The 19,212-nt window shown below is 39.3% G+C and carries 21 protein-coding genes; 12 read left to right on the forward strand and 9 right to left on the reverse strand.

Annotated elements, in window-relative coordinates; all coding sequences use genetic code 11:
* Window positions 1-4 precede the first annotated feature (4 nt).
* The 4 genes from ACJG85_RS02470 to ACJG85_RS02485 all read right to left on the reverse strand — a co-directional run bounded on the left by ACJG85_RS02470 (window position 5) and on the right by ACJG85_RS02485 (window position 3,396).
* On the reverse strand, window positions 5-499 hold the full coding sequence (locus tag ACJG85_RS02470) for a DUF6646 family protein (RefSeq protein WP_409674819.1): 495 nt from the start codon (window positions 497-499) through the stop codon (window positions 5-7).
* Between the two features lie 65 nt (window positions 500-564).
* Entirely contained in the window at window positions 565-1,302 is a 738-nt protein-coding gene (locus ACJG85_RS02475; protein ID WP_412476836.1) for a metallophosphoesterase family protein, read from the reverse strand.
* The gene (locus ACJG85_RS02480; protein WP_409674825.1) at window positions 1,295-2,446 is read right to left on the reverse strand and encodes an ATP-binding protein; all 1,152 of its coding nucleotides are present in this window, start codon (window positions 2,444-2,446) and stop codon (window positions 1,295-1,297) included. The genes ACJG85_RS02475 and ACJG85_RS02480 overlap by 8 nt, the downstream gene beginning before the upstream one ends.
* 83 nt (window positions 2,447-2,529) lie before the next feature.
* Window positions 2,530-3,396, reverse strand: coding sequence for an aldo/keto reductase (locus ACJG85_RS02485; protein WP_409674828.1), 867 nt, complete (start codon window positions 3,394-3,396; stop codon window positions 2,530-2,532).
* A gap of 248 nt (window positions 3,397-3,644) precedes the next feature.
* Between ACJG85_RS02485 and ACJG85_RS02490 the strand changes: the two genes are divergently transcribed.
* The 11 genes from ACJG85_RS02490 to ACJG85_RS02540 all read left to right on the forward strand — a co-directional run bounded on the left by ACJG85_RS02490 (window position 3,645) and on the right by ACJG85_RS02540 (window position 14,734).
* A complete protein-coding gene (locus ACJG85_RS02490) occupies window positions 3,645-4,649 on the forward strand; it encodes an AAA family ATPase (protein ID WP_409674831.1) in 1,005 nt (334 codons plus the stop codon).
* Between the two features lie 80 nt (window positions 4,650-4,729).
* The gene (locus ACJG85_RS02495) at window positions 4,730-5,596 is read left to right on the forward strand and encodes a DUF58 domain-containing protein (RefSeq protein ID WP_295333735.1); all 867 of its coding nucleotides are present in this window, start codon (window positions 4,730-4,732) and stop codon (window positions 5,594-5,596) included.
* A gap of 6 nt (window positions 5,597-5,602) precedes the next feature.
* Complete coding sequence (locus ACJG85_RS02500) at window positions 5,603-7,234, forward strand: hypothetical protein (RefSeq protein ID WP_412476837.1); 1,632 nt, start codon at window positions 5,603-5,605, stop codon at window positions 7,232-7,234.
* On the forward strand, window positions 7,234-8,235 hold the full coding sequence (locus ACJG85_RS02505) for a vWA domain-containing protein (RefSeq protein WP_409674841.1): 1,002 nt from the start codon (window positions 7,234-7,236) through the stop codon (window positions 8,233-8,235). The genes ACJG85_RS02500 and ACJG85_RS02505 overlap by 1 nt, the downstream gene beginning before the upstream one ends.
* Window positions 8,236-8,307: 72 nt before the next feature.
* Complete coding sequence (locus tag ACJG85_RS02510; RefSeq protein ID WP_409674844.1) at window positions 8,308-9,345, forward strand: vWA domain-containing protein; 1,038 nt, start codon at window positions 8,308-8,310, stop codon at window positions 9,343-9,345.
* Entirely contained in the window at window positions 9,345-10,088 is a 744-nt protein-coding gene (locus ACJG85_RS02515) for a tetratricopeptide repeat protein (RefSeq protein WP_412464758.1), read from the forward strand. Before ACJG85_RS02510 ends, ACJG85_RS02515 begins: the two co-directional genes overlap by 1 nt.
* An 11-nt stretch (window positions 10,089-10,099) precedes the next feature.
* Entirely contained in the window at window positions 10,100-11,863 is a 1,764-nt protein-coding gene (locus tag ACJG85_RS02520) for a BatD family protein (RefSeq protein ID WP_412476838.1), read from the forward strand.
* Between the two features lie 9 nt (window positions 11,864-11,872).
* A complete protein-coding gene (locus tag ACJG85_RS02525) occupies window positions 11,873-12,640 on the forward strand; it encodes a tetratricopeptide repeat protein (protein WP_412476839.1) in 768 nt (255 codons plus the stop codon).
* Between the two features lie 103 nt (window positions 12,641-12,743).
* Window positions 12,744-13,100 carry a hypothetical protein gene (locus ACJG85_RS02530; protein ID WP_412476840.1) on the forward strand — a complete coding sequence of 119 codons (357 nt, stop codon included), beginning with the start codon at window positions 12,744-12,746 and terminating at the stop codon, window positions 13,098-13,100.
* A 127-nt stretch (window positions 13,101-13,227) separates the two neighbouring features.
* The gene (pheS, locus tag ACJG85_RS02535; RefSeq protein WP_412476841.1) at window positions 13,228-14,247 is read left to right on the forward strand and encodes a phenylalanine--tRNA ligase subunit alpha; all 1,020 of its coding nucleotides are present in this window, start codon (window positions 13,228-13,230) and stop codon (window positions 14,245-14,247) included.
* Window positions 14,248-14,326: 79 nt separating this feature from the next.
* Complete coding sequence (locus ACJG85_RS02540; protein WP_412476842.1) at window positions 14,327-14,734, forward strand: hypothetical protein; 408 nt, start codon at window positions 14,327-14,329, stop codon at window positions 14,732-14,734.
* On the opposite strand, the gene ACJG85_RS02545 is transcribed toward ACJG85_RS02540, so the two are convergent.
* Both ACJG85_RS02545 and ACJG85_RS02550 read right to left on the reverse strand, forming a co-directional pair.
* Window positions 14,735-14,953, reverse strand: coding sequence for a hypothetical protein (locus tag ACJG85_RS02545; protein ID WP_409674865.1), 219 nt, complete (start codon window positions 14,951-14,953; stop codon window positions 14,735-14,737).
* A gap of 1 nt (window position 14,954) precedes the next feature.
* Window positions 14,955-15,950 carry an NAD(P)H-dependent glycerol-3-phosphate dehydrogenase gene (locus ACJG85_RS02550; RefSeq protein WP_412464761.1) on the reverse strand — a complete coding sequence of 332 codons (996 nt, stop codon included), beginning with the start codon at window positions 15,948-15,950 and terminating at the stop codon, window positions 14,955-14,957.
* 190 nt (window positions 15,951-16,140) lie between these two features.
* Here ACJG85_RS02550 and ACJG85_RS02555 point away from each other — a divergent pair, with 190 nt between their 5' ends.
* Window positions 16,141-16,704 carry a hypothetical protein gene (locus ACJG85_RS02555; protein ID WP_412476843.1) on the forward strand — a complete coding sequence of 188 codons (564 nt, stop codon included), beginning with the start codon at window positions 16,141-16,143 and terminating at the stop codon, window positions 16,702-16,704.
* Window positions 16,705-16,750: 46 nt separating this feature from the next.
* On the opposite strand, the gene ACJG85_RS02560 is transcribed toward ACJG85_RS02555, so the two are convergent.
* From ACJG85_RS02560 to gmk, 3 genes are all read right to left on the reverse strand, one after another.
* Window positions 16,751-17,917, reverse strand: a complete 1,167-nt coding sequence (locus tag ACJG85_RS02560; protein ID WP_412476844.1) for an iron-containing alcohol dehydrogenase — start codon at window positions 17,915-17,917, stop codon at window positions 16,751-16,753.
* Between the two features lie 67 nt (window positions 17,918-17,984).
* On the reverse strand, window positions 17,985-18,566 hold the full coding sequence (gene nadD / locus ACJG85_RS02565) for a nicotinate (nicotinamide) nucleotide adenylyltransferase (protein ID WP_409674993.1): 582 nt from the start codon (window positions 18,564-18,566) through the stop codon (window positions 17,985-17,987).
* 71 nt (window positions 18,567-18,637) lie between these two features.
* Window positions 18,638-19,207, reverse strand: coding sequence for a guanylate kinase (gene gmk / locus ACJG85_RS02570; protein ID WP_409674996.1), 570 nt, complete (start codon window positions 19,205-19,207; stop codon window positions 18,638-18,640).
* Window positions 19,208-19,212: the final 5 nt, after the last annotated feature.

Below are 19,212 nucleotides of genomic sequence, written 5' to 3' on the forward strand. Positions count from 1 at the left end.
TGGATTATAAATTAAAGGAAGCGCCGAGGACAAAAACAAACTGGTTGTTGTATTTTTCAAACCCTTCGACGTTTGAATCATATCGGGCTAACGGAGCACTGCCTTCTGCAAAAACCCCGAAACCGTCGGTAAAAAAGTATCTAAAACCTAAATGGGCTCCGAAATTTCGGGTGCCTAAATGCAAACCGGGATAAATATCCATTTGCTTTTCAAAACCAAAAACATTGCCTAAATTGGCATTAAATCGCGCTTTTACATCTGCTCTATCGGCAAAGTCAGGCTTGATACCACCCGGTTTTTCAACGGATAACAAATAGGAAGCTACAAATCCGTACGACATGTTTTCTCCAATTCCAAAATCAGCCGAGACTTGAATTCCGTTACCGTGGTCTTGTATGTTCCATCCCACTTGTCCTTTAATATCTCCTTTGCCTTTGTAGGCTTGTGCATTGACCCAACTTAGGGGTAATAGCATCATCAACAAAATCAGCTTTTTCATTTTTGAGTATTTAAAGTGCAAATATAACCGTTTAGTAAGAAGGGTGTTGCAGAATTATGAGGAAATCAATTCCGCCCTTTTTCACTGAAATACAATTCGTTTAACGGTTCACTTTGCCAAAACTCTTTCGTTTCAATATCCAAAAGGGTAAGCGGTCCTTTGAAAGCGGCTCCGGTATCTATATTCCAAATACAGGCTTTTTGAACCGGTATCGTTTGACCTATGCGAGTAACCGGTGTGTGTCCGATATAAATTTCTTGGTAAAGTGTCAGTCGTTTAGGATACAATAAGCTGTCTTTTGAAAGGGTGTTGTCTAAAGCCAATGCGGTTTCCCATAGCGTTCTGTCCCAATAAAACAATTTCGGGAAATATTCGTAGGCAATGCCGTTCATATTGGTAAATCCGGCGTGAATAAACAATCGGTTTTGCTCATCGAGGTAGTAGTTTTGAAGTGTTTTTAAGAACGCAATGTGTTTTTGTTTGTCGGCTTCTGCTATCTTTTCATAGGCTAAAACCGTAGCTTCTCCACCGTGTTTGAACCACATGCTCTCGTCGAAATTTTCAGTATTTCCTTCCAACCAATCCAACACCAATTCGTCGTGATTGCCTTTAATAAAAATACAGTTTTGTTTTTGGCTCAACTGCATTAAATAATCCAACACTTGAGGCGACTCGCTCCAACCATCAACATAATCTCCTAAAAAAATAAGCGTGTCAGCGGTGGTTACCTTAGCCCTTTCCAATACTTGATGCAGCGCTCTCAATCCGCCGTGAATATCTCCAATTACTAAACTTCTACTCATTCATATTGTTGTATTTCATTTTTCTCAAAATACGCATGGCTTCTTTAAAACTCAAATAAACGGTTGGCGATTTTTGAACCTTTAAATAAGGTTTGGCATCAATTAATTTTTGCTTGCCCTCTGTAAAACCATTCAAATAACAAATCATCAAGGTCGACGGCAGGTTTTCCAAGTCTTTTACTTCTCGTTCCGAAAGCGGAATATTTTTTTGCAATTTATTAATTAAGCTCAAATTAGCGTTATAAATATGATGTAACATTTTTTTGTTGTAGGCCGGTGGTTCAAATAGCATTTTGGTTTCCATTTTGTAATAACCATTGTCAAAAAAATGAATGGTTAATTGTTCCAAAGGATAAAAACTGGTTTTGTCATTGAGCCCTAACGGCACATGCTCAACGATGGTAAAACTACTTTCATCATATTGGATGGAAACCACATCCAAAGCCGAATAGAATAGCTTAATTTGTTCGTTAATCAGCTCTATATCAACCCTTGAAAGATATGTGGTTCCACGAATTTTTTTAGGAATTCCGGCCCAACAAATTACAAACAACTCTTTAAAAACTTTGTATTGCGACTGTAATTCGTCGTGGCGAACATGTATAAAATCCATTACGCCGTCTAATGTGTGCGCAATGCTGTTTCTCGAACTGTTTTCAATCCGAATTACGGTTTCGATATTTTGTTTCGAATACGGAATCTTGTCCTCCGTAGGCATGGAATTGCTGCCGACTCTAACAAACGCCGTATTAGCTAAAATGGTGTAAATGTTCTTTTTGAAAAAGGAGGTTTTGTGCTTGGGCTTAATCGTGACCAAACCCACCACTTTATCTTTGGGCAAATGTGGGAAAGGGACATTTTCATACTGAATCTTGGGCGGATTTTCAAGATAAGCATTCACCAAATTCTGAATCCGACTATCGTCAAAAAAATCATCACCTACAATAGTGTTGTCTTGGTCTTCAACACCCACAACAATATAGGAATTGTTAGAAGGATTGGAATTAGACAGGGCGCAAATGTGCTTTAAAAACTTGGCCTTGCCTTCTTTGGTGTGCAAATTCAACTGACGCTTTTTATCATAAAAACTACTCTCATCGTTGTGAGCGAGTAGGTTTTTAATTAAAAGACGTTTGTTGATCATTTGATTTTTGATTTAAGAATAACGATTTTTAATTTCAGATTCAATTCAAAAACCTTCAATCGTTAATCTACACTCTGCAATCATTAAGGCACTTTATTCCCCATACTTTCGGTCCAAATGGCAAACCAATCTTCTTGATCTAATTTGAGTTCAGTCGCTTTCATCAAGGCTTGAATACGGGCGATATTAACCGTTCCGGCCACCGGAATAACTTTAGCGGGATGTTTCAAAATCCAAGCCAATAAAATGGTGTCAGAGCCCAATCCGTATTTTTCAACCAATTGCGCCAATAATTTCTTCAATCGACGGGTTTGCTCAATGTCTTCTCTAAAAACCGTTCCCAACGGATTCCAACTCATCGGACGGATTTGGTGCAGTTGCATATAATCGAGACTGCCGTCCAGCATGGCTTCATGATGTGTAGCGGAGAATTGAATTTGGTTGTAATTGACTGCTGTTTTTTGGCGAATCAATTCGGTTTGCGAAGCTGTAAAGTTAGACAACCCAAAATCGAGAATTTTACCTTCCTTTTTTAATTGGTCAACAGCTTCTGCAATTTCATCAGCAACCATTAACGGACTCGGGCGATGCAACAACAACACATCCAAATAATCCGTTTGCAAGTTTTTTAACGAGTTTTCAACCGACCAAATGATATAATCCTTAGAATAATCATAATGTTTGATTTTATTGTCTCTGCCTCGAGTATGTTGAATACCACATTTGGAAATTAACTGTATGGTGTTTCGAGCAATTTTACTGTTATTTAAAGCTTTTCCAAAATCGGTTTCGGTAGTGTAATCACCATATATATCGGCATGATCAAAAGTGGTAATCTTGTTTTCAGCACAAATGTGTATCAAGTGATCCATTTGAGCCGTATTAAGCTTCTTATCCCAAATTCCCCAATTCATGGTTCCGGCTATGATGGGTGAAAGTTGTGTTTTCATGAGTCTTTTTTTTACGATTTTATGTTTGGTTTTATCTTTTTGGGCTGTGGAAAATTTTAGTATTTTGCCGCCAAAAAAAACAAAACAGGTTCAGGTCTTAAAATTATAAAAAGAAAATCATAAATCATCCTTAAATTCGGGATGATTTCTAAAGTTTTAACGCATTATTAACATCGCGTAACCTAATTAATTTTCACTTTTGAAATGTTAAAATTTAAACCGAAATACATCTGAATAAACCCAACACTATGGAAGAAAACGGTACTGCTTTAGACATCAGAGCAATTAATGCAAAAATTGAATATGAAAGCGCTTTTATAGAACTGTTGACGATGGAAATGAATAAAGTCATCGTTGGACAAAAGCACATGGTAGAACGATTGCTGATTGGTCTTTTAGGACAAGGGCATATATTGCTGGAAGGAGTTCCCGGCTTGGCCAAAACCTTGGCCATCAATACGCTCTCCCAAGCTGTTGACGGTAGTTTCAGCCGCATTCAGTTTACCCCGGATTTATTGCCGGCAGACGTTATCGGAACCATGATTTACAACGTAAAAGCCAACGACTTTTCTATCAAAAAAGGACCCATTTTTGCCAATTTCGTTCTCGCGGATGAGATCAACCGTGCGCCGGCCAAAGTGCAATCGGCACTATTGGAAGCCATGCAGGAAAAACAAGTTACCATTGGCGACACCACTTTCAAATTAGACAAGCCTTTCTTGGTTTTGGCCACTCAAAACCCTATCGAACAAGAAGGAACGTATCCGTTGCCGGAAGCACAAGTCGATCGTTTCATGCTAAAAACAGTAATCGATTACCCTAAGATTGACGAGGAACGTATGGTGATTCGTCAAAATTTACAAGGCGCTTATGAAAAAGTGAACAAAGTGGTTACTACCGAGCAAATTTTACGTGCACAAGAAGCCGTAAGAGAGGTTTACATGGATGAAAAAATCGAAAAATACATCTTAGACATCATTTTTGCGACTCGTTTCCCTGAGAAATATAAATTAGACAGCTTGAAACCACTTATTGGTTTCGGAGCTTCACCGCGTGGAAGTATCAACTTAGCCACTGCCGCCAAATGTTATGCGTTCATCAAACGCCGTGGTTACGTAATTCCGGAAGACGTTCGCGCCGTAGTACACGATGTATTGCGTCATCGAATCGGGGTGACTTACGAAGCCGAAGCTGAAAACATTACCTCTGTTGACATCATCAACAAAATTGTAAACGAAATTGAAGTGCCTTAATTGTTCCGAGTTGTAAAGTTCCGAGTTCAAAGTTAATCGCTTAAACTCGAAACCCGAAACCCGAAACCCGAAACCCAATTATGGAAACCAAAGACCTTCTCAAAAAAGTTCGTAAAATCGAAATCAAAACCCGAAGATTGAGCGATCACATCTTTTCGGGCGAATACCACACGTCTTTCAAAGGCCGTGGAATGACGTTTTCGGAAGTGCGTCAGTACCAATTTGGCGATGATATTCGCGCCATCGATTGGAACGTAACCGCGCGTTACAACGAACCGTATGTGAAAGTTTTTGAAGAAGAACGCGAGCTAACGATGATGCTGATGGTAGACATCTCGGGTTCGGAAAGTTTCGGAACTAAAAACCAACTGAAAAGTGAAATTGTAACCGAAATTGCCGCTACGATGGCTTTCTCGGCGACACAAAACAACGATAAAATCGGGCTGATTTTATTTTCAGACCAAATCGAATTGTACATTCCACCCAAAAAAGGAAAATCGCATGTGTTGCGCATCATTCGGGAACTCATCGAGTTTGAACCGAAAAGCAAAAAAACCGATTTATCACAAGCCTTGAAATTTTTATCAAGCACACAAAAGAAAAAGGCCATTGTATTTGTCATCTCCGATTTTATGGTGGAAGACGATTACGAAAAAACCTTGAAAATAGCCGGTAAAAAACACGATATCACCGGTGTTCGCGTATACGACATCCGAGAAGAAAAAATGCCAAACATTGGTATGGTGGAAATGGAAGATGCGGAAACCGGGGAAATTTTAGTGGTGAACACCGGCTCAAAAAAAGCCCGTTTGAGTTACGAGAAACAATACCAAGAAAAAGTAAATTATTTCAAAGATATTTTTTCCAAATGCGGTTCAGGAACCGTAAATACTCGTGTAGACGAGAGTTATGTAACTAAACTATTGGGGTATTTTAAATCGAGATAAGAAGAAATGAAAAGGAAGTTAGCATTATTTTTAAGCTTATTATCGATTGCGGTTTGGTCTCAACCCAAAGTGACAACTTCTATCGACACCGTCAAGAACAAAATCGGGGCCGAGTTCAAACTTTCCCTAAAAACCAATGTCGATACTTTATCCAAAGTAAAATTTCCGGAAAGCAAATTTTTCGGGGCTTTGGAAGTATTGGAATCATACAAAGTCGATACCGTAAAAAAAGGCGACCGCTATAAGTTGATTAAAAAATACGGGCTAACGCAATTCGATTCCGGAAAATACACCATTCCGAGAATTCCGATTATCATCAACGGTAAAACGGTGTATTCTGATAGTCTTGTCATTGAAATCAGCGATGTCAAAGTAGATACTTTGAAGCAAAAAATGTTCGACATCAAAGGCATTGCCACGGTGAAAAGTCCGATGGGCAATTGGTGGATTTATGTGTTGGTTATCCTTGGACTTGTCGGATTAGGTTTTTTCATTTTCTATTTCCTGAAAAACCGTAAACCGGAAGCCAAAGCTGAAGTTGTCGTTTACAAAACGCCTATCGAAAAAGCCACTACTTTACTCCAACAACTGGAAAGCAAAGGACTTTGGCAAAAAGGCGCTGTTAAGGATTATTACTCGGAATTAACGGATATTGTCCGCAATTACATCGAGGAAGAAATCAAGATTCCGGCCATGGAAAGCACTACTTCGGAATTGATTGAAGGATTGCGCAAAGCTGCCAAACAAAAGAAACTAAAGCTTTCCAACGACACTGTAGAAAACTTAGAAAAAGTACTCCAACAAGCCGATTTGGTAAAATTTGCCAAAGTTACGCCTATGGATTACGAAATTGAAGAAGACAAAAAACGCATTTCCAATACCATAGTCACCATTCACAAATCGATTCCGGAAGTAGTGGAAACCGAAGACGAATTGGCACTGTGGAACGAACAACAAAAGGAAAAAGCCCGTTTAGAAAAACTGAAAAGAGAAAAGCGCAAAAAAATAGCCATTATTGTCGGCTCAGCAGCATTTTTGATTTTGGGAACACTAGGTTTTTTCATTGCTACCAAAGGCTTTGATTATGTAAAAGACAACCTGATTGGTCATCCAACCAAAGAATTGTTGGAAGGCGAATGGGTGTACAGCCAATACGGAAATCCGGGCATTAAAATAGAAACACCAAAGGTTTTGATGCGTCAAGATGCCTCTAAAATATTGCCGAAAGACGCCATGGCCTTGATCAAAGAAATGCAAATCTTTACGTACGGCAGTATGATAGACGACTTTTATGTTGGCGTGTCAACCTCAACGTTTAAGGAAGAAACCAAAATCGATTTAGAACAAGCCGCAGAAGGCAGTATCAAAATATTCGAAACCCAAGGTGCGACCAATATTTTGGTCAAAACCGAAGAATTCGACACCCAAAAAGGCATTACCGGTCGCAAAGCCTACGGAACCTTGAGTATGGTAGACAAAGTAAGCGGCAAATCGACCAAAATGTATTACGAAATTTTGATTTTCGCGCAAAGTAACGGCATACAGCAAATTACCATTTTACAGCGCGAAGACGATCAATACGCTAAGAAAATAGGCGAACGTATGTTGAATTCGGTAGAACTAAAAGTAGCAGAATAATGAAAGACGTAAGCTTTTTAAATCCCGAATTTTTCTGGTTGTTTTTGTTGCTTCCGGTAGCCATAGCTTGGCTTTTTTGGAACGGGAAAAAATCGTCAGCTACCCTGAAAATCAGTTCTGTGAAAGGGTTTAAAGCGGAAAAATCCATCGCTGCCAAATTAAAACCGTATCTGTTCGTGTTGCGCTTGTTGGCTTTGAGTTCGTTAATCATTGCCATGGCGCGTCCGAGAAAAGTAGATATCAGCAGCCAAACCAAATCTACCAAAGGGGTTGATATTGTGATGGCCATCGACGTTTCCGGTAGTATGTTGGCCAAAGATTTGAAACCGAATCGTATGGAAGCCCTCAAAAAAGTAGCTTCTAATTTCGTGGAAGGCAGACCCAATGACCGCATTGGAATTGTAGTTTACGCTGCTGAAGCCTACACTAAAACGCCGGTAACCAGCGATAAAGGAATAGTTCAGGACGCCATTCGAAGCATTAAATACGACAATGTACTGCAAGACGGAACCGGAATCGGTATGGGATTGACTACGGCTGTCAATCGCTTAAAAGACAGCAAAGCAAAAAGCAAAGTGATTATATTATTGACCGACGGCGTGAACAATGCAGGTTTTATCGAACCCGAAACAGCATCGCAAATTGCTAAAGAATTCGGCATAAAAGTGTACACCATCGGTATCGGAACCAACGGCGATGCGATGTTTCCTTATGCTTACGCTCCGGGTGGCGGCTTTTTGTTTCGAATGATGCCCGTAGAAATCGACGTAAGCTTGTTGCAAACTATTGCTAAAAACACCGGCGGAAAATATTTCAGAGCTAACAACAACAGTAAACTGGAAGCCATTTATGCCGAAATCAATAAACTGGAAACCACCGAAATCCAAGAATTGAAATTCTACGATTACGATGAAAAATACCGTCCGTTTGTATGGATTGCCGGGTTGTTGCTTTTGCTGGAGTTGGCGTTGCGCAACACGATTTACAGGAGTTTTATATAATTACGAATTAAAAATTACGAAAGAAGAATGACTGTCATGACTGGAAATTTAATTCATAATTCATAATTGAATATGTACGAGTTAGAAGAAAAAGGATATTTTTATTGGTTAGCGGTTATTCCGGTACTAACACTGCTTTTCTTGTATGTACAATACTGGAAACGAAAAAAGCAACGGGAGTTTGGCGATGCGGAATTGATCAAAAAATTAAGTCCGGAAAAGTCGGTTTTCAAACCAATTTTAAAATTAACCATTGTCCTTTTGGCCTTAGCTTGTTTAATTATAGGTTTGGTCAACCCGAAAATGGGCACCAAAATTGAAACCGTAAAACGCGAAGGCATTGACATTGTTTTTGCGATAGACGTTTCTAAAAGCATGTTGGCTGAAGATGTAGCGCCAAGCCGATTGGAAAAAAGCAAACAATTGGTCTCTCAAATCATCAATAACTTGGGCAGCGACCGAATTGGAATTGTAGCCTACTCAGGCAGTGCTTTTCCGGTATTGCCTATTACAACAGATTACAGTGTGGCGAAAATGTTTTTGCAAAGCATGAATCCCGGTATTATTTCCGCTCAGGGAACTTCCATAGACCAAGCAATTAATTTAGCCACCACATTTGTGGATAAGAAAGAAAAAACGAATAAGCTACTCATCATTATCAGCGACGGAGAAGACCATGCGGATGGTTCGGGCGATGCGGCAGCAGAAGCCAAAAAGATTGGCATGAAAATCATCACCATCGGCGTAGGAAGTGAAAAAGGCGGACCGATTCCGCTCAAACGAAACGGCGTGGTTGAATCGTTTCAACGCGACCAAAATGATGAAGTAGTAATCACCAAAAGAAATACTGAAATACTAAAAGAAATTGCTAAAGCCTCGGGCGGCGGTTATGTAGACGGCAATTCGACCAAAGGCGTGTTGGATTATGTGAAAAATGCCTTAGATAATATCCAAAGAACCGAATTTGAAAGCACGCAAATGGCCGACTTCAAATCGCAATTCCAATGGTTTTTAGGGTTTGCATTTTTCCTGTTATTCTTGGACATTTTCTTGTTAGAGAAAAAAACCAAATGGGTAGAAAAAATGAATCTGTTTAACGAGAAAAATTAATGAAAAAGATATTGCTTTACGGTTTACTCGTGACTTCTTTTGGCATAAATGCCCAAGAAAAAGAAGCAGATAAAAATTTGCCTCAAGGCAACGAAGCTTTTGTCGAAAAAAAGTATGCCGAAGCGGAAGCGGAATACCGCATCTCGGAATCTAAAAACCAAAAAAAGGCTATTGCTTCGTACAATTTAGGGAATGCCATTTACCGTCAAAATCAGGCTAACGAGGCCAAATACCATTATGTAAAAGCCTTGAGCAATGCCAAAAATAAAACCGACAAACACCGCATTTACCACAACCTCGGTAACATTTTGATGAAAGCCAAAGATTATTCCGGTGCGGTTGAAGCTTATAAAAACGCCTTGCGCAACAATCCGGCCGATGACGAAACGCGTTACAACTACGCTTTGGCGAAAAAGTTCCTAAAAGACAATCCGCCGAAGAAAAATGACGACAAAAGCAAGGACAAAAAGAACCAAAAAGAAGACCAGAAAAAGAACAAAGACCAGCAGGATAATAAAGACCAAGACAAGGACAAAAACAAGAATCAAAAAGATCAAAATAAAAATCAGAAAGACGATAAAAACCAAAACGGCAACAAACCACAACCGCAACCCGGAGGCGTTTCCAAACAACGTTTGCAAAACTTACTGGATGCCGTGAACAATGAAGAGAAAAAAGTTCAGGATAAAGTCAACCAACAAAAAGTAAGAACCAACCCTAAAAAGGCCGAAAAAGACTGGTAAAACTATTGAAGATGAAAAGGATATTGCTATTACTGTTTTTGATTGCACAATCGCTCACTGCCCAAGTACAATTTGAGGCCAAAGTGAGCAAAAATACGTTAGGTATCAACGAACGTTTGCGTATTGAGTTCAATATGAATGCCGATGGTGATAATTTTGTACCTCCGCCCTTCGAAGCTTGTGGTTTTCGTGTGGTTGGCGGACCAAGTCAATCGGTTAGCCAATCCTGGATTAACGGTAAAAGTTCTTTTCACAAGTCGTATATCTATATTCTATTGCCTACTCAAAAAGGACAATTAACCATCAAACAAGCGGCTATCGAAATCAACGGACAGATTTACAAAACCTCTCCGGTTAAAATCAATGTTACTAACGCAGTTCAACTTCCAAGAGATCCAAACGAAGCTCCTGTCGTGAGTGTAGACGATAATTTACACTTGGTTGCTGATATTTCGAAGTCGAATCCGTACCTCAATGAGCCTATTACTGTTGTGTATAAATTATATGTTGGCTATAATATTGGTGTTTCCAATTGGCGGGAACTAAACAAACCCAAATACAATGATTTTTGGAGTCAAAACATCGACATTAAACAGCTCAAAGCAGAAGAAGGCGTGTTCAAAGGCGAAAGATATCAATGCGTCATACTTAAAAAAGTTGTTTTATATCCGCAAAAATCAGGTAAACTCGAAATCGAACCACTATCGCTCGACGTAGACTGTCAAGTGCCCAGCAATCGTCGCAATTATTGGGGCCAACCCATTATGGTGGAAGACAGCAAGCGCGTTTCGGCCGGTAGTAAAATCATTAATGTAAGAGCATTGCCTGAAAATGGCAAACCGGCTGATTTTTCAGGTGCTGTCGGTCAGTTTGATTTCAAAGTCAAACCCTCAAAAACCACTTTAAAAAACGGAGAATCTCTCGATTTAACCTTGAGCGTCATCGGAAAAGGGAACTTAAAACTGTTCTCTTTACCAAAACCGATAGTGCCGACTGCTTTGGAAATGTACGATCCGGTACACGAGGAAAATGTATCCACTCCCTTAACCGGTATGACCGGAAGAATTACAGATAAATACACCATCATTCCACAGTACAAAGGCAGTTACCAAATCAAATCGCTTAGTTTCAGCTATTTCGATTTGATTTCCGGACGTTACAAAACCATTACCTCTCAACCTATCAGCATTACCGTTTTAGACGGTCCGAGTGTGGCTTCCGGTGAAAAGCCCAACCCAAGTGAAGTTGTTAAAAACAAGGTGGAAGTGGCTAAATCATTTGCTTTTATCAAGCCTAAAACCTCTTTGAAATCGATGGAAAAAGAAGATTTCTTAGGTTCCGGTTTGTTTTATTCTTTAGTGGCTTTGCCCTTTTTAGCTATTCCGTTACTCATTGTTGGCCGACGCAGAAAGCAAGCTATTGACAACGATGTGGTGGGGAATAAAATCAGAAAATCGAATGCTTTGGCCAAGAAATATTTATCCGACGCCAAAAAGTATTTGGGCCAAAAAGAACCGTTTTACATCGCCTTGGAAAAAGCATTACACAACTTCCTGAAGGCCAAACTAAACATCGAAACTTCCGACATGAGTAAGGAGAAAATAAGAGAAATTCTAACAGAGAGAAATGCACAATCGGAAACAATATCCGAATTTATAACCTTGACCGAAAACTGCGAATTTGCACGATACGCGCCATCTTCAGACACGGCCATTCAGCAAGATTATGAAAAGGCAGTTGCAATCATCTCTAATTTGGAAAAACAACTCAAATAAGACAAGACCATGAAAAAGATATTCCTGTTGTTTTTAATTTTTTCCGGTGTTTTAAGAGCCGAATCTCCATTGCCTCCCGCAACATCTTCCTTTGAAGAAGGCAACCAATATTACCAAAAGGAAAATTACAAAGCCGCTGTTGCGAGCTATGAAAGCATTATTGCTTCCGGTCAAGAATCGGCGGAAGTGTATTTCAATTTAGGCAATGCTTATTACAAATTGCATCAAGTAGCACCGGCTATTTACAATTACGAAAAAGCACTGTTGCTTAACCCGAATGACGAAGAAATCAAAACCAACCTCGATTTTGCCCGAAAAATGACCATAGATGACATCAAAGTCATTCCGAAAGTAGGTTTTCACAAACTCATATCCGATTTTACGTCGAGCTACTATTACGATACTTGGGCTTGGATAGCGGTAGTTTTCGCATTCTTGTTTTTAGCCTTTTTTACCGGCTACTATTTTTCACAACAAACCACATTGAAACGTATTTTCTTCTTCGGCATGTTTGTTTGGATTTTAGGTATCGGATTAGCCGCGAGTTCCGGATTTTATGAAAAAAACCGAATGAACAACGAAAAACCGGCCATCATCTTCGCAGAAGCAACGGCCTTGAAAAACGAACCTAAAGTAAACAGTCCCGATGCTACTGTTTTACACGAAGGAACCAAAGTGTACATCCTGGAAAGCATCGCCAACTGGAAAAAAGTTGAACTCACCGACGAAACCACCGGTTGGATAGAGGAAAGCGCAATCAAAGAGATTAAGAATTAGTGGTATGTGGTCGGCAATTAAAGGTTAGTATGATTATCTTTGCCAACCTAATTACGATTTGAATATTAAATCTGATATTTAAAATCTAAAATCTAATATTGCTGTGTCAAGAGACGAACAATTAAAACAACGCTGGGAAAAAGTCGTGCACCTGCTGTCCAATCAGTTTGCTGATGGGGAAATGCTCGACTTAGACGCGATTATATATCTGATTGGAGTGCAAGAACTCGGAAAAGTGCACCAAACCTTCAAAAAAGACGAAAAAGTCAACCTAATGCATATTGCCATTTGCCGATTGTTAGAACCTTACGGTTATTACGAATTCGACTATTTCGACAAAGACGGCTGGCCTCATTATAAAGTTAAAGAAGCCTTACCGCCTTTAAAGGCGGGTGAGCAATCGGTTTTAATGAAAGAAGCGATTGTGAATTACTTTTTGGAGCGAGAAGTGATTGAGTAAGGATTGAAGATTGATAAGCAAGGATTTTTGATTTAAGAAGTTTTTTTAAAATCTGCCATCAGCATTCGTTATTCTTCATTCTTAAATCGGAACTTTTCACTAAATTTGCCTCTTCAAAGTACGACCGATGATAGATAAGATTAAAGAACACATTGAAGAAGCCAAAGCTTTCAACACTAAAAGCAAAGAGGCTTTAGAGCAATTCCGCATTAAATATTTGGGCAGCAAAGGTTTATTAAAAGAACTTTTCACCGAATTCAAAAATATCCCGAACGATCAGAAAAAAGACTTCGGACAGGTAATCAATACCCTGAAAGCTGTGGCTGAAGAAAAAGTAAAAGCCATTCAGGAAGAATTAGAAAGCAAAGAAGAAGTAAAAGGTTTTTATGGCGATTTAACGCGTCCGTCAGAACCAATCACTATTGGCTCTCGCCATCCGATATCTATTGTAAAAAACCAAATCATCGATATTTTCTCAACCATCGGATTCAACGTTTCCGAAGGTCCGGAAATTGAAGACGATTGGCACAACTTTACCGCATTGAACTTACCGGAATACCATCCGGCGCGCGACATGCAAGACACGTTTTTTATCCAAACCAATCCGGATGTCTTGTTAAGAACGCATACTTCATCGGTTCAAGTGCGCTACATGGAAAACAACAAACCGCCTATTCGTACCATTTCTCCGGGAAGAGTGTTCCGTAACGAAGCCGTTTCTTCGCGTTCACACTGTATTTTCCACCAAGTGGAAGGTTTGTATATTGACAAAGACGTTTCGTTTGCCGATTTAAAACAAACATTGTTGTATTTCACTAAAGAAATGTTCGGCAAATCGAAAATCCGTTTAAGACCGAGTTATTTCCCTTTCACTGAACCCAGTGCAGAAGTAGATATTTATTGGGGCTTAAAAACCGAAACCGATTACCGTATTACCAAAGGAACCGGTTGGTTGGAAATTATGGGTTGCGGTATGGTCGATCCGAATGTATTGAAAAACTGTGGCATCAATCCGGAAGAATACAACGGTTTTGCCTTTGGAATGGGTATCGAGCGCATTGCTATGTTATTGTACCAAATTGGAGATATTCGTATGTTCTATGAAAATGACGTGCGTTTCTTGGAGCAATTTAAGTCGAGTATATAATTAAAAGTAAAAAGGGATAAGAGAAAAGGCATAAGAACTTTTTACTTATCCCTTTTCTCTTATCCCTTATCCCTAAACAATGAAATCCGACATCACCATCCCAAAAGTAGAAAACGTATTCCTGGCTGCCGTTCAAGAATGGAGCGACGACTTTATGGAAAAGGTTTGGTATGTGTATTTGATTAACGACTCCGACTTCGATTTAGACTCGGTAATGGTCGTTTCTAAGGCTTTTGGTACGATTGATGGGGAAATGAAAAAAACATCGCTCCTGCGCAACGCATTTGTGCAAGTGCCGTCGGTTTCTGCCGTTAAAGTAGAGATGGTGGAAAAAAGCGTTTTGGAACTCAACAACGAGTTTATGGTGACCTATTTTATCGGGAATACTTTGTACGATAAAAAATTTACTTTCCGCAAAAACATGATTAATGAACGCGCAACGGAAGAAGTGCCGATTTTGTTTGTAAACGGTGTAATCGTAAGATAACTATTGTTTACCCGAGCGTTTCAGCTTTTCTTTCCAGCCCATATAACCCAAAAGAAAGATACCCATGGCTAAGAAACCACCGGCTCGAACATAAAATTCTCTTGAAGCTAACTGTTCTGCCAAAGGTTTTTCGTTGATTTCAAATAGCGTCATGAAAACGGTCATGAAGATGCCCCAAAACATCCCGTACTTCAACTGATACCTCCAACGCTCGCTCATCTTAATCCAGTTTTTCGGTTAGTTTTTTGAATACTTTTTTAGCTTCTTTCCCTTCATACAAAACCTCGTAAACCGCATCAATAATAGGTGTTTTCGCTTTGTAATCTTGATTGAGTTTGTAAGCGCTTTTTACGGCGTAATAGCCTTCGGCTACCATACTCATTTCGTGTTGCGCCGCTTGAACGGTATATCCTTTTCCAATCATGTTGCCAAACATACGGTTCCTGGAAAATACAGAATAACCGGTTACCAATAAATCTCCCAAATAGGCTGAATTATTGATATTGCGCTTCATTTTATGGACTTTCTTAATGAATCTTTTCATCTCGCGAATCGCATTACTCATTATCACCGATTGGAAGTTATCGCCATAGCCTAAACCATGCGCAATACCGGCTGCAATGGCATAAATATTCTTCAACATCGCTGCGTATTCGGTCCCGATGATATCATCCGAAATTTTAGTTTTAATAAAATGACAACTCAAGTTTTGGGCTACCACTTTAGCCTTTTTGGCGTCGGCACAAGCAATAGTCAGATAAGAAAGTCTTTCTAAAGCTACTTCCTCAGCATGACAAGGACCGGTAATTACACCAATATTTTCATAAGGTATTTGGAAGTTTTTATGGAAATGTTCTCCAACTATTAAAAATGTCTCCGGGACAATTCCTTTAATAGCGGAAAAAATCACTTTGTCTTTTAAACCAACCGTGAGTTTTTCCAATTCTTTGCTCAAAAAAGCCGAAGGGATAGCAAAGATGAGATAATCCGCATAAGCAATGGCTTCATTGATATCATTTGTAAGTCGTAATTTATTGGTATCAAACTCAACAGAACTCAAGTAATTAGGATTGTGCTTTTCTGCTTTCAGATGGTCTATGGCCGATTGGCTTCTCATATACCATGCTATTTCCGGTAAGTTTACACATAGCATCTTGGCTATGGCAGTTGCCCAACTTCCGCCGCCAATTACGGCAAATTTTGGTGAATTATTCATGAGAGATTATTTTTTTCAGTCCAAAAATAGTCAATTTTAAATGATATATTAAGTTTTTAATCACGGATTACAGATTGGTTGTTTTTGTAGTATTATATTTATTTATAATGCATTTTTATGCATTTAATCGATTTTTTTGTGCTTTTCATGGAATTAACCACTAATTTAGCAGTCCTAAATCTACAAAAAAATGAAATCCAAATCCCTACTTTTGTTCATGAGCGCCATCGCCTTGACAATGACCGCATGTGAAACAGAAACTGTTTCAGAAACTACTACTACAGCTCGTCAAATGTCGGCTGTAAACTACGCAGTGCCAATTAACAACTTAAAGCCTTGTGCCAATTCAGAGCTATTAGCCGGAGAAAGATATGATGCCGGTGATATTAAAGTATATTTTGACGAAGAAAACCTCTATGTAGAATATCAAACAAGTGCGAATTGGTTCTTGAGAAAAACACAATTATTTGTGGGAGACCAAAGATTGGTACCGCTAACCCGTTTAGGAAGTCCTAATTATGAGTTATTCCCAATGCATCAAACACATCCAGCAGGAACAGAAACAACCATTTATACGTTTTCAAAGTCAAGTTTAAATAAGTGTTTCATTATAACTGCTTATGCGGAAGTTTATAAAACAAACAGCAGTGGAGACATTATACAAATTGAAAATTCCTGGTCGATGGGAGAACGCTTCAACGAAGAAAGCTGGGGCATGTATTTTGACGTTTGTCAATCAAATTGTTCGAACTAACAGAGATCTCAATATAAAAAAAGCCTTCGTGTAGAAGGCTTTTTTGTTAGTAACTCATTTCAACTATGGCTTTTACTTTGTCTATAGTTACATTTTGTTTTTCTCCTAAAGCCTTCCAACCTCTTTCCTCAAAACGCTTCACAATAAAATCAGCGGTTTGTTGGTAGTTTTCTGTGTTTTCAGACAGCTTGGTTTTCATACCCATAGTGTGAAAGAAGGCTATTGTCTTTTGAATGGCTTGTTGGGCAATTTCTGCTTCATTATCCCCTTCGATATTCCAAACTCTTTTACCGTATTGGGCTAATTTTTCTTTTTTGGAATCAAACATTACTTTGTACAAGTTAGGCCCAATAATCGCCAAAGTTCTGGCGTGGTCTATTTCATATAAAGCGGTCAATTCATGACCAATCATGTGTGTGGCCCAATCACTTGGTACACCTTTTTGGATTAAACCATTCAAAGCCATAGTTGCACACCACATATAATTAGAAGCCAACTTATAATCGGTTGGCCTTTCAGCAACCTCAGGGCCTATCTCGATTAATGTTTGCAATATACTTTCGGCAAATCGGTCTTGTAATAAAGCATCATGCGGATAAGTAAGGTATTGTTCCATCACGTGGGTAAAAGCATCTACAACCCCATTTTGGATTTGTCTTTTAGGCAAAGATGCAATCACTGTAGGATCGCAAATAGAAAACTTAGGAAACAAAGCGCTTCCGCCCAAAGTTAATTTTTCTTGAGTAGCTTCAATAGTAACTACAGCACCGGAATTCATCTCGCTACCGGTTGCGGGTAAAGTGAGTACGGTTCCGAAAGGAATCACTTTAGTCACATCGGTAAACAACATTCTGTTCTTTAGGATTTCAATCGGATCGCCTTCGTAGTTCACGGCTCCCGAGATGAATTTAACGCCGTCAATAACGCTTCCGCCTCCTACAGCCAAAACAAAGTTGATATTTTGCTCTCGGATAATGGCCACGGCTTTCATCAACGTTTCGAATCTCGGATTGGGCTCTATTCCGCCAAACTCAATTACTTCAAAGCCTGATAAAGCAGCTTTAACTTGGTTGTAAACACCGTTTTTAAAAATACTGCCGCCACCATAAGCCAACAAAATTTTAGCATTTTGAGGAACCAATGTGGCTAATTTTTGTGTCTGGTCTTTCCCAAAAATGTATTGGGTTGGATTGTATAATTCGAAATTTAACATGCTGATTTTATTTTAGAGCACAAAGGTACAAAAGGGGCAAACGTACAATTGATAAAAGTATGTTAAGTTATCTGCGGTAAAAATTATTGTGGTCTACATATTCCCAAACCGTTGAAGGCAACAACGGTCTGATGTTCTTTTTATTTTTGATACCATCGCGGATAAAAGTAGAGGAAATTTCCACGATAGGAGCGTCAATCCAATGTACTCTGGGATGGTTTTTCAAAGTAGGGTTTTCGGCTTGTTCCGACACTCTGGGGTAAATATAAATGTCGTGATGTTGCAAAATATACTCGTAGTTTTTCCATTTGTGCAACGATTTTAAGTTGTCTTCACCCATAATCAAAGAAAACTCATGCTGTGGATATTTCTCCATCAAATGCGCCAGCGTATTAACGGTATAGTTCGGCTGGGGCAATTTAAATTCAATATCAGAAGGTTTAATTTTGGGATAATTTTCCGTTGCCAATCGCACCAAATGCAAACGTTGATAGTCGTCGAGCAAAGTGTTTTTCTGTTTGTGCGGGTTGTGCGGAGTTACCACCATCCAAATTTGCTCTAAATCGGAATGTTCGGCCATGTGATTGGCGATAATCATATGACCAACATGTATAGGGTTGAAAGTACCGAAATAGAGACCGATTTTCATATTTAAGGGATAAGGGATAAGGGATAAGGGATAAGCAGATTTTCTTATGCCTTTTGCCTTGTCACACGAAATTACTTCACAAATGCTTTAACTAAATCATAGGCTTCTTGCTTAGCCACTTCCAAATCATAATTCTTAATGATCACATCAAATTGCGGTGCAGTAGCCAATTCTACATGGGCTTTGGCGATTCTCATGTTTATTTTATCGTCGCTTTCCGTTGAACGCTCTTTTAAGCGGCGTTTCAACTCATCCACACTTGGCGGCTTGACAAAAACGGCCAAGGTTTCTTGAGGAAATTTGGATTTAATGCGCAATCCACCGGCCACATCAATGTCGAATATTACGTTTTTACCTTTGGCCCAAATGCGTTCTACCTCACTTTTTAAAGTGCCGTAAAAATTGTCGCGATACACTTCTTCCCACTCGACAAAATCTTCGGCTTTGATGTGTTTTTTAAAATCGGCAATCGACATAAAATAGTAATCTTTTCCGTGTTGTTCTTCGCCTCGAGGTTCGCGTGTTGCTGCCGAAACCGAGAATTCCAGATTCAACTCCGGTTGCGCTAATAAATGCCTTACTATGGTGGTTTTCCCGGAACCCGACGGCGCTGAGAATACTAATAATTTTCCTTTATTCATGGTAG

The organism is Flavobacterium mekongense (assembly GCF_047038255.1).
In the GTDB taxonomy this organism is placed as follows: domain Bacteria; phylum Bacteroidota; class Bacteroidia; order Flavobacteriales; family Flavobacteriaceae; genus Flavobacterium; species Flavobacterium mekongense.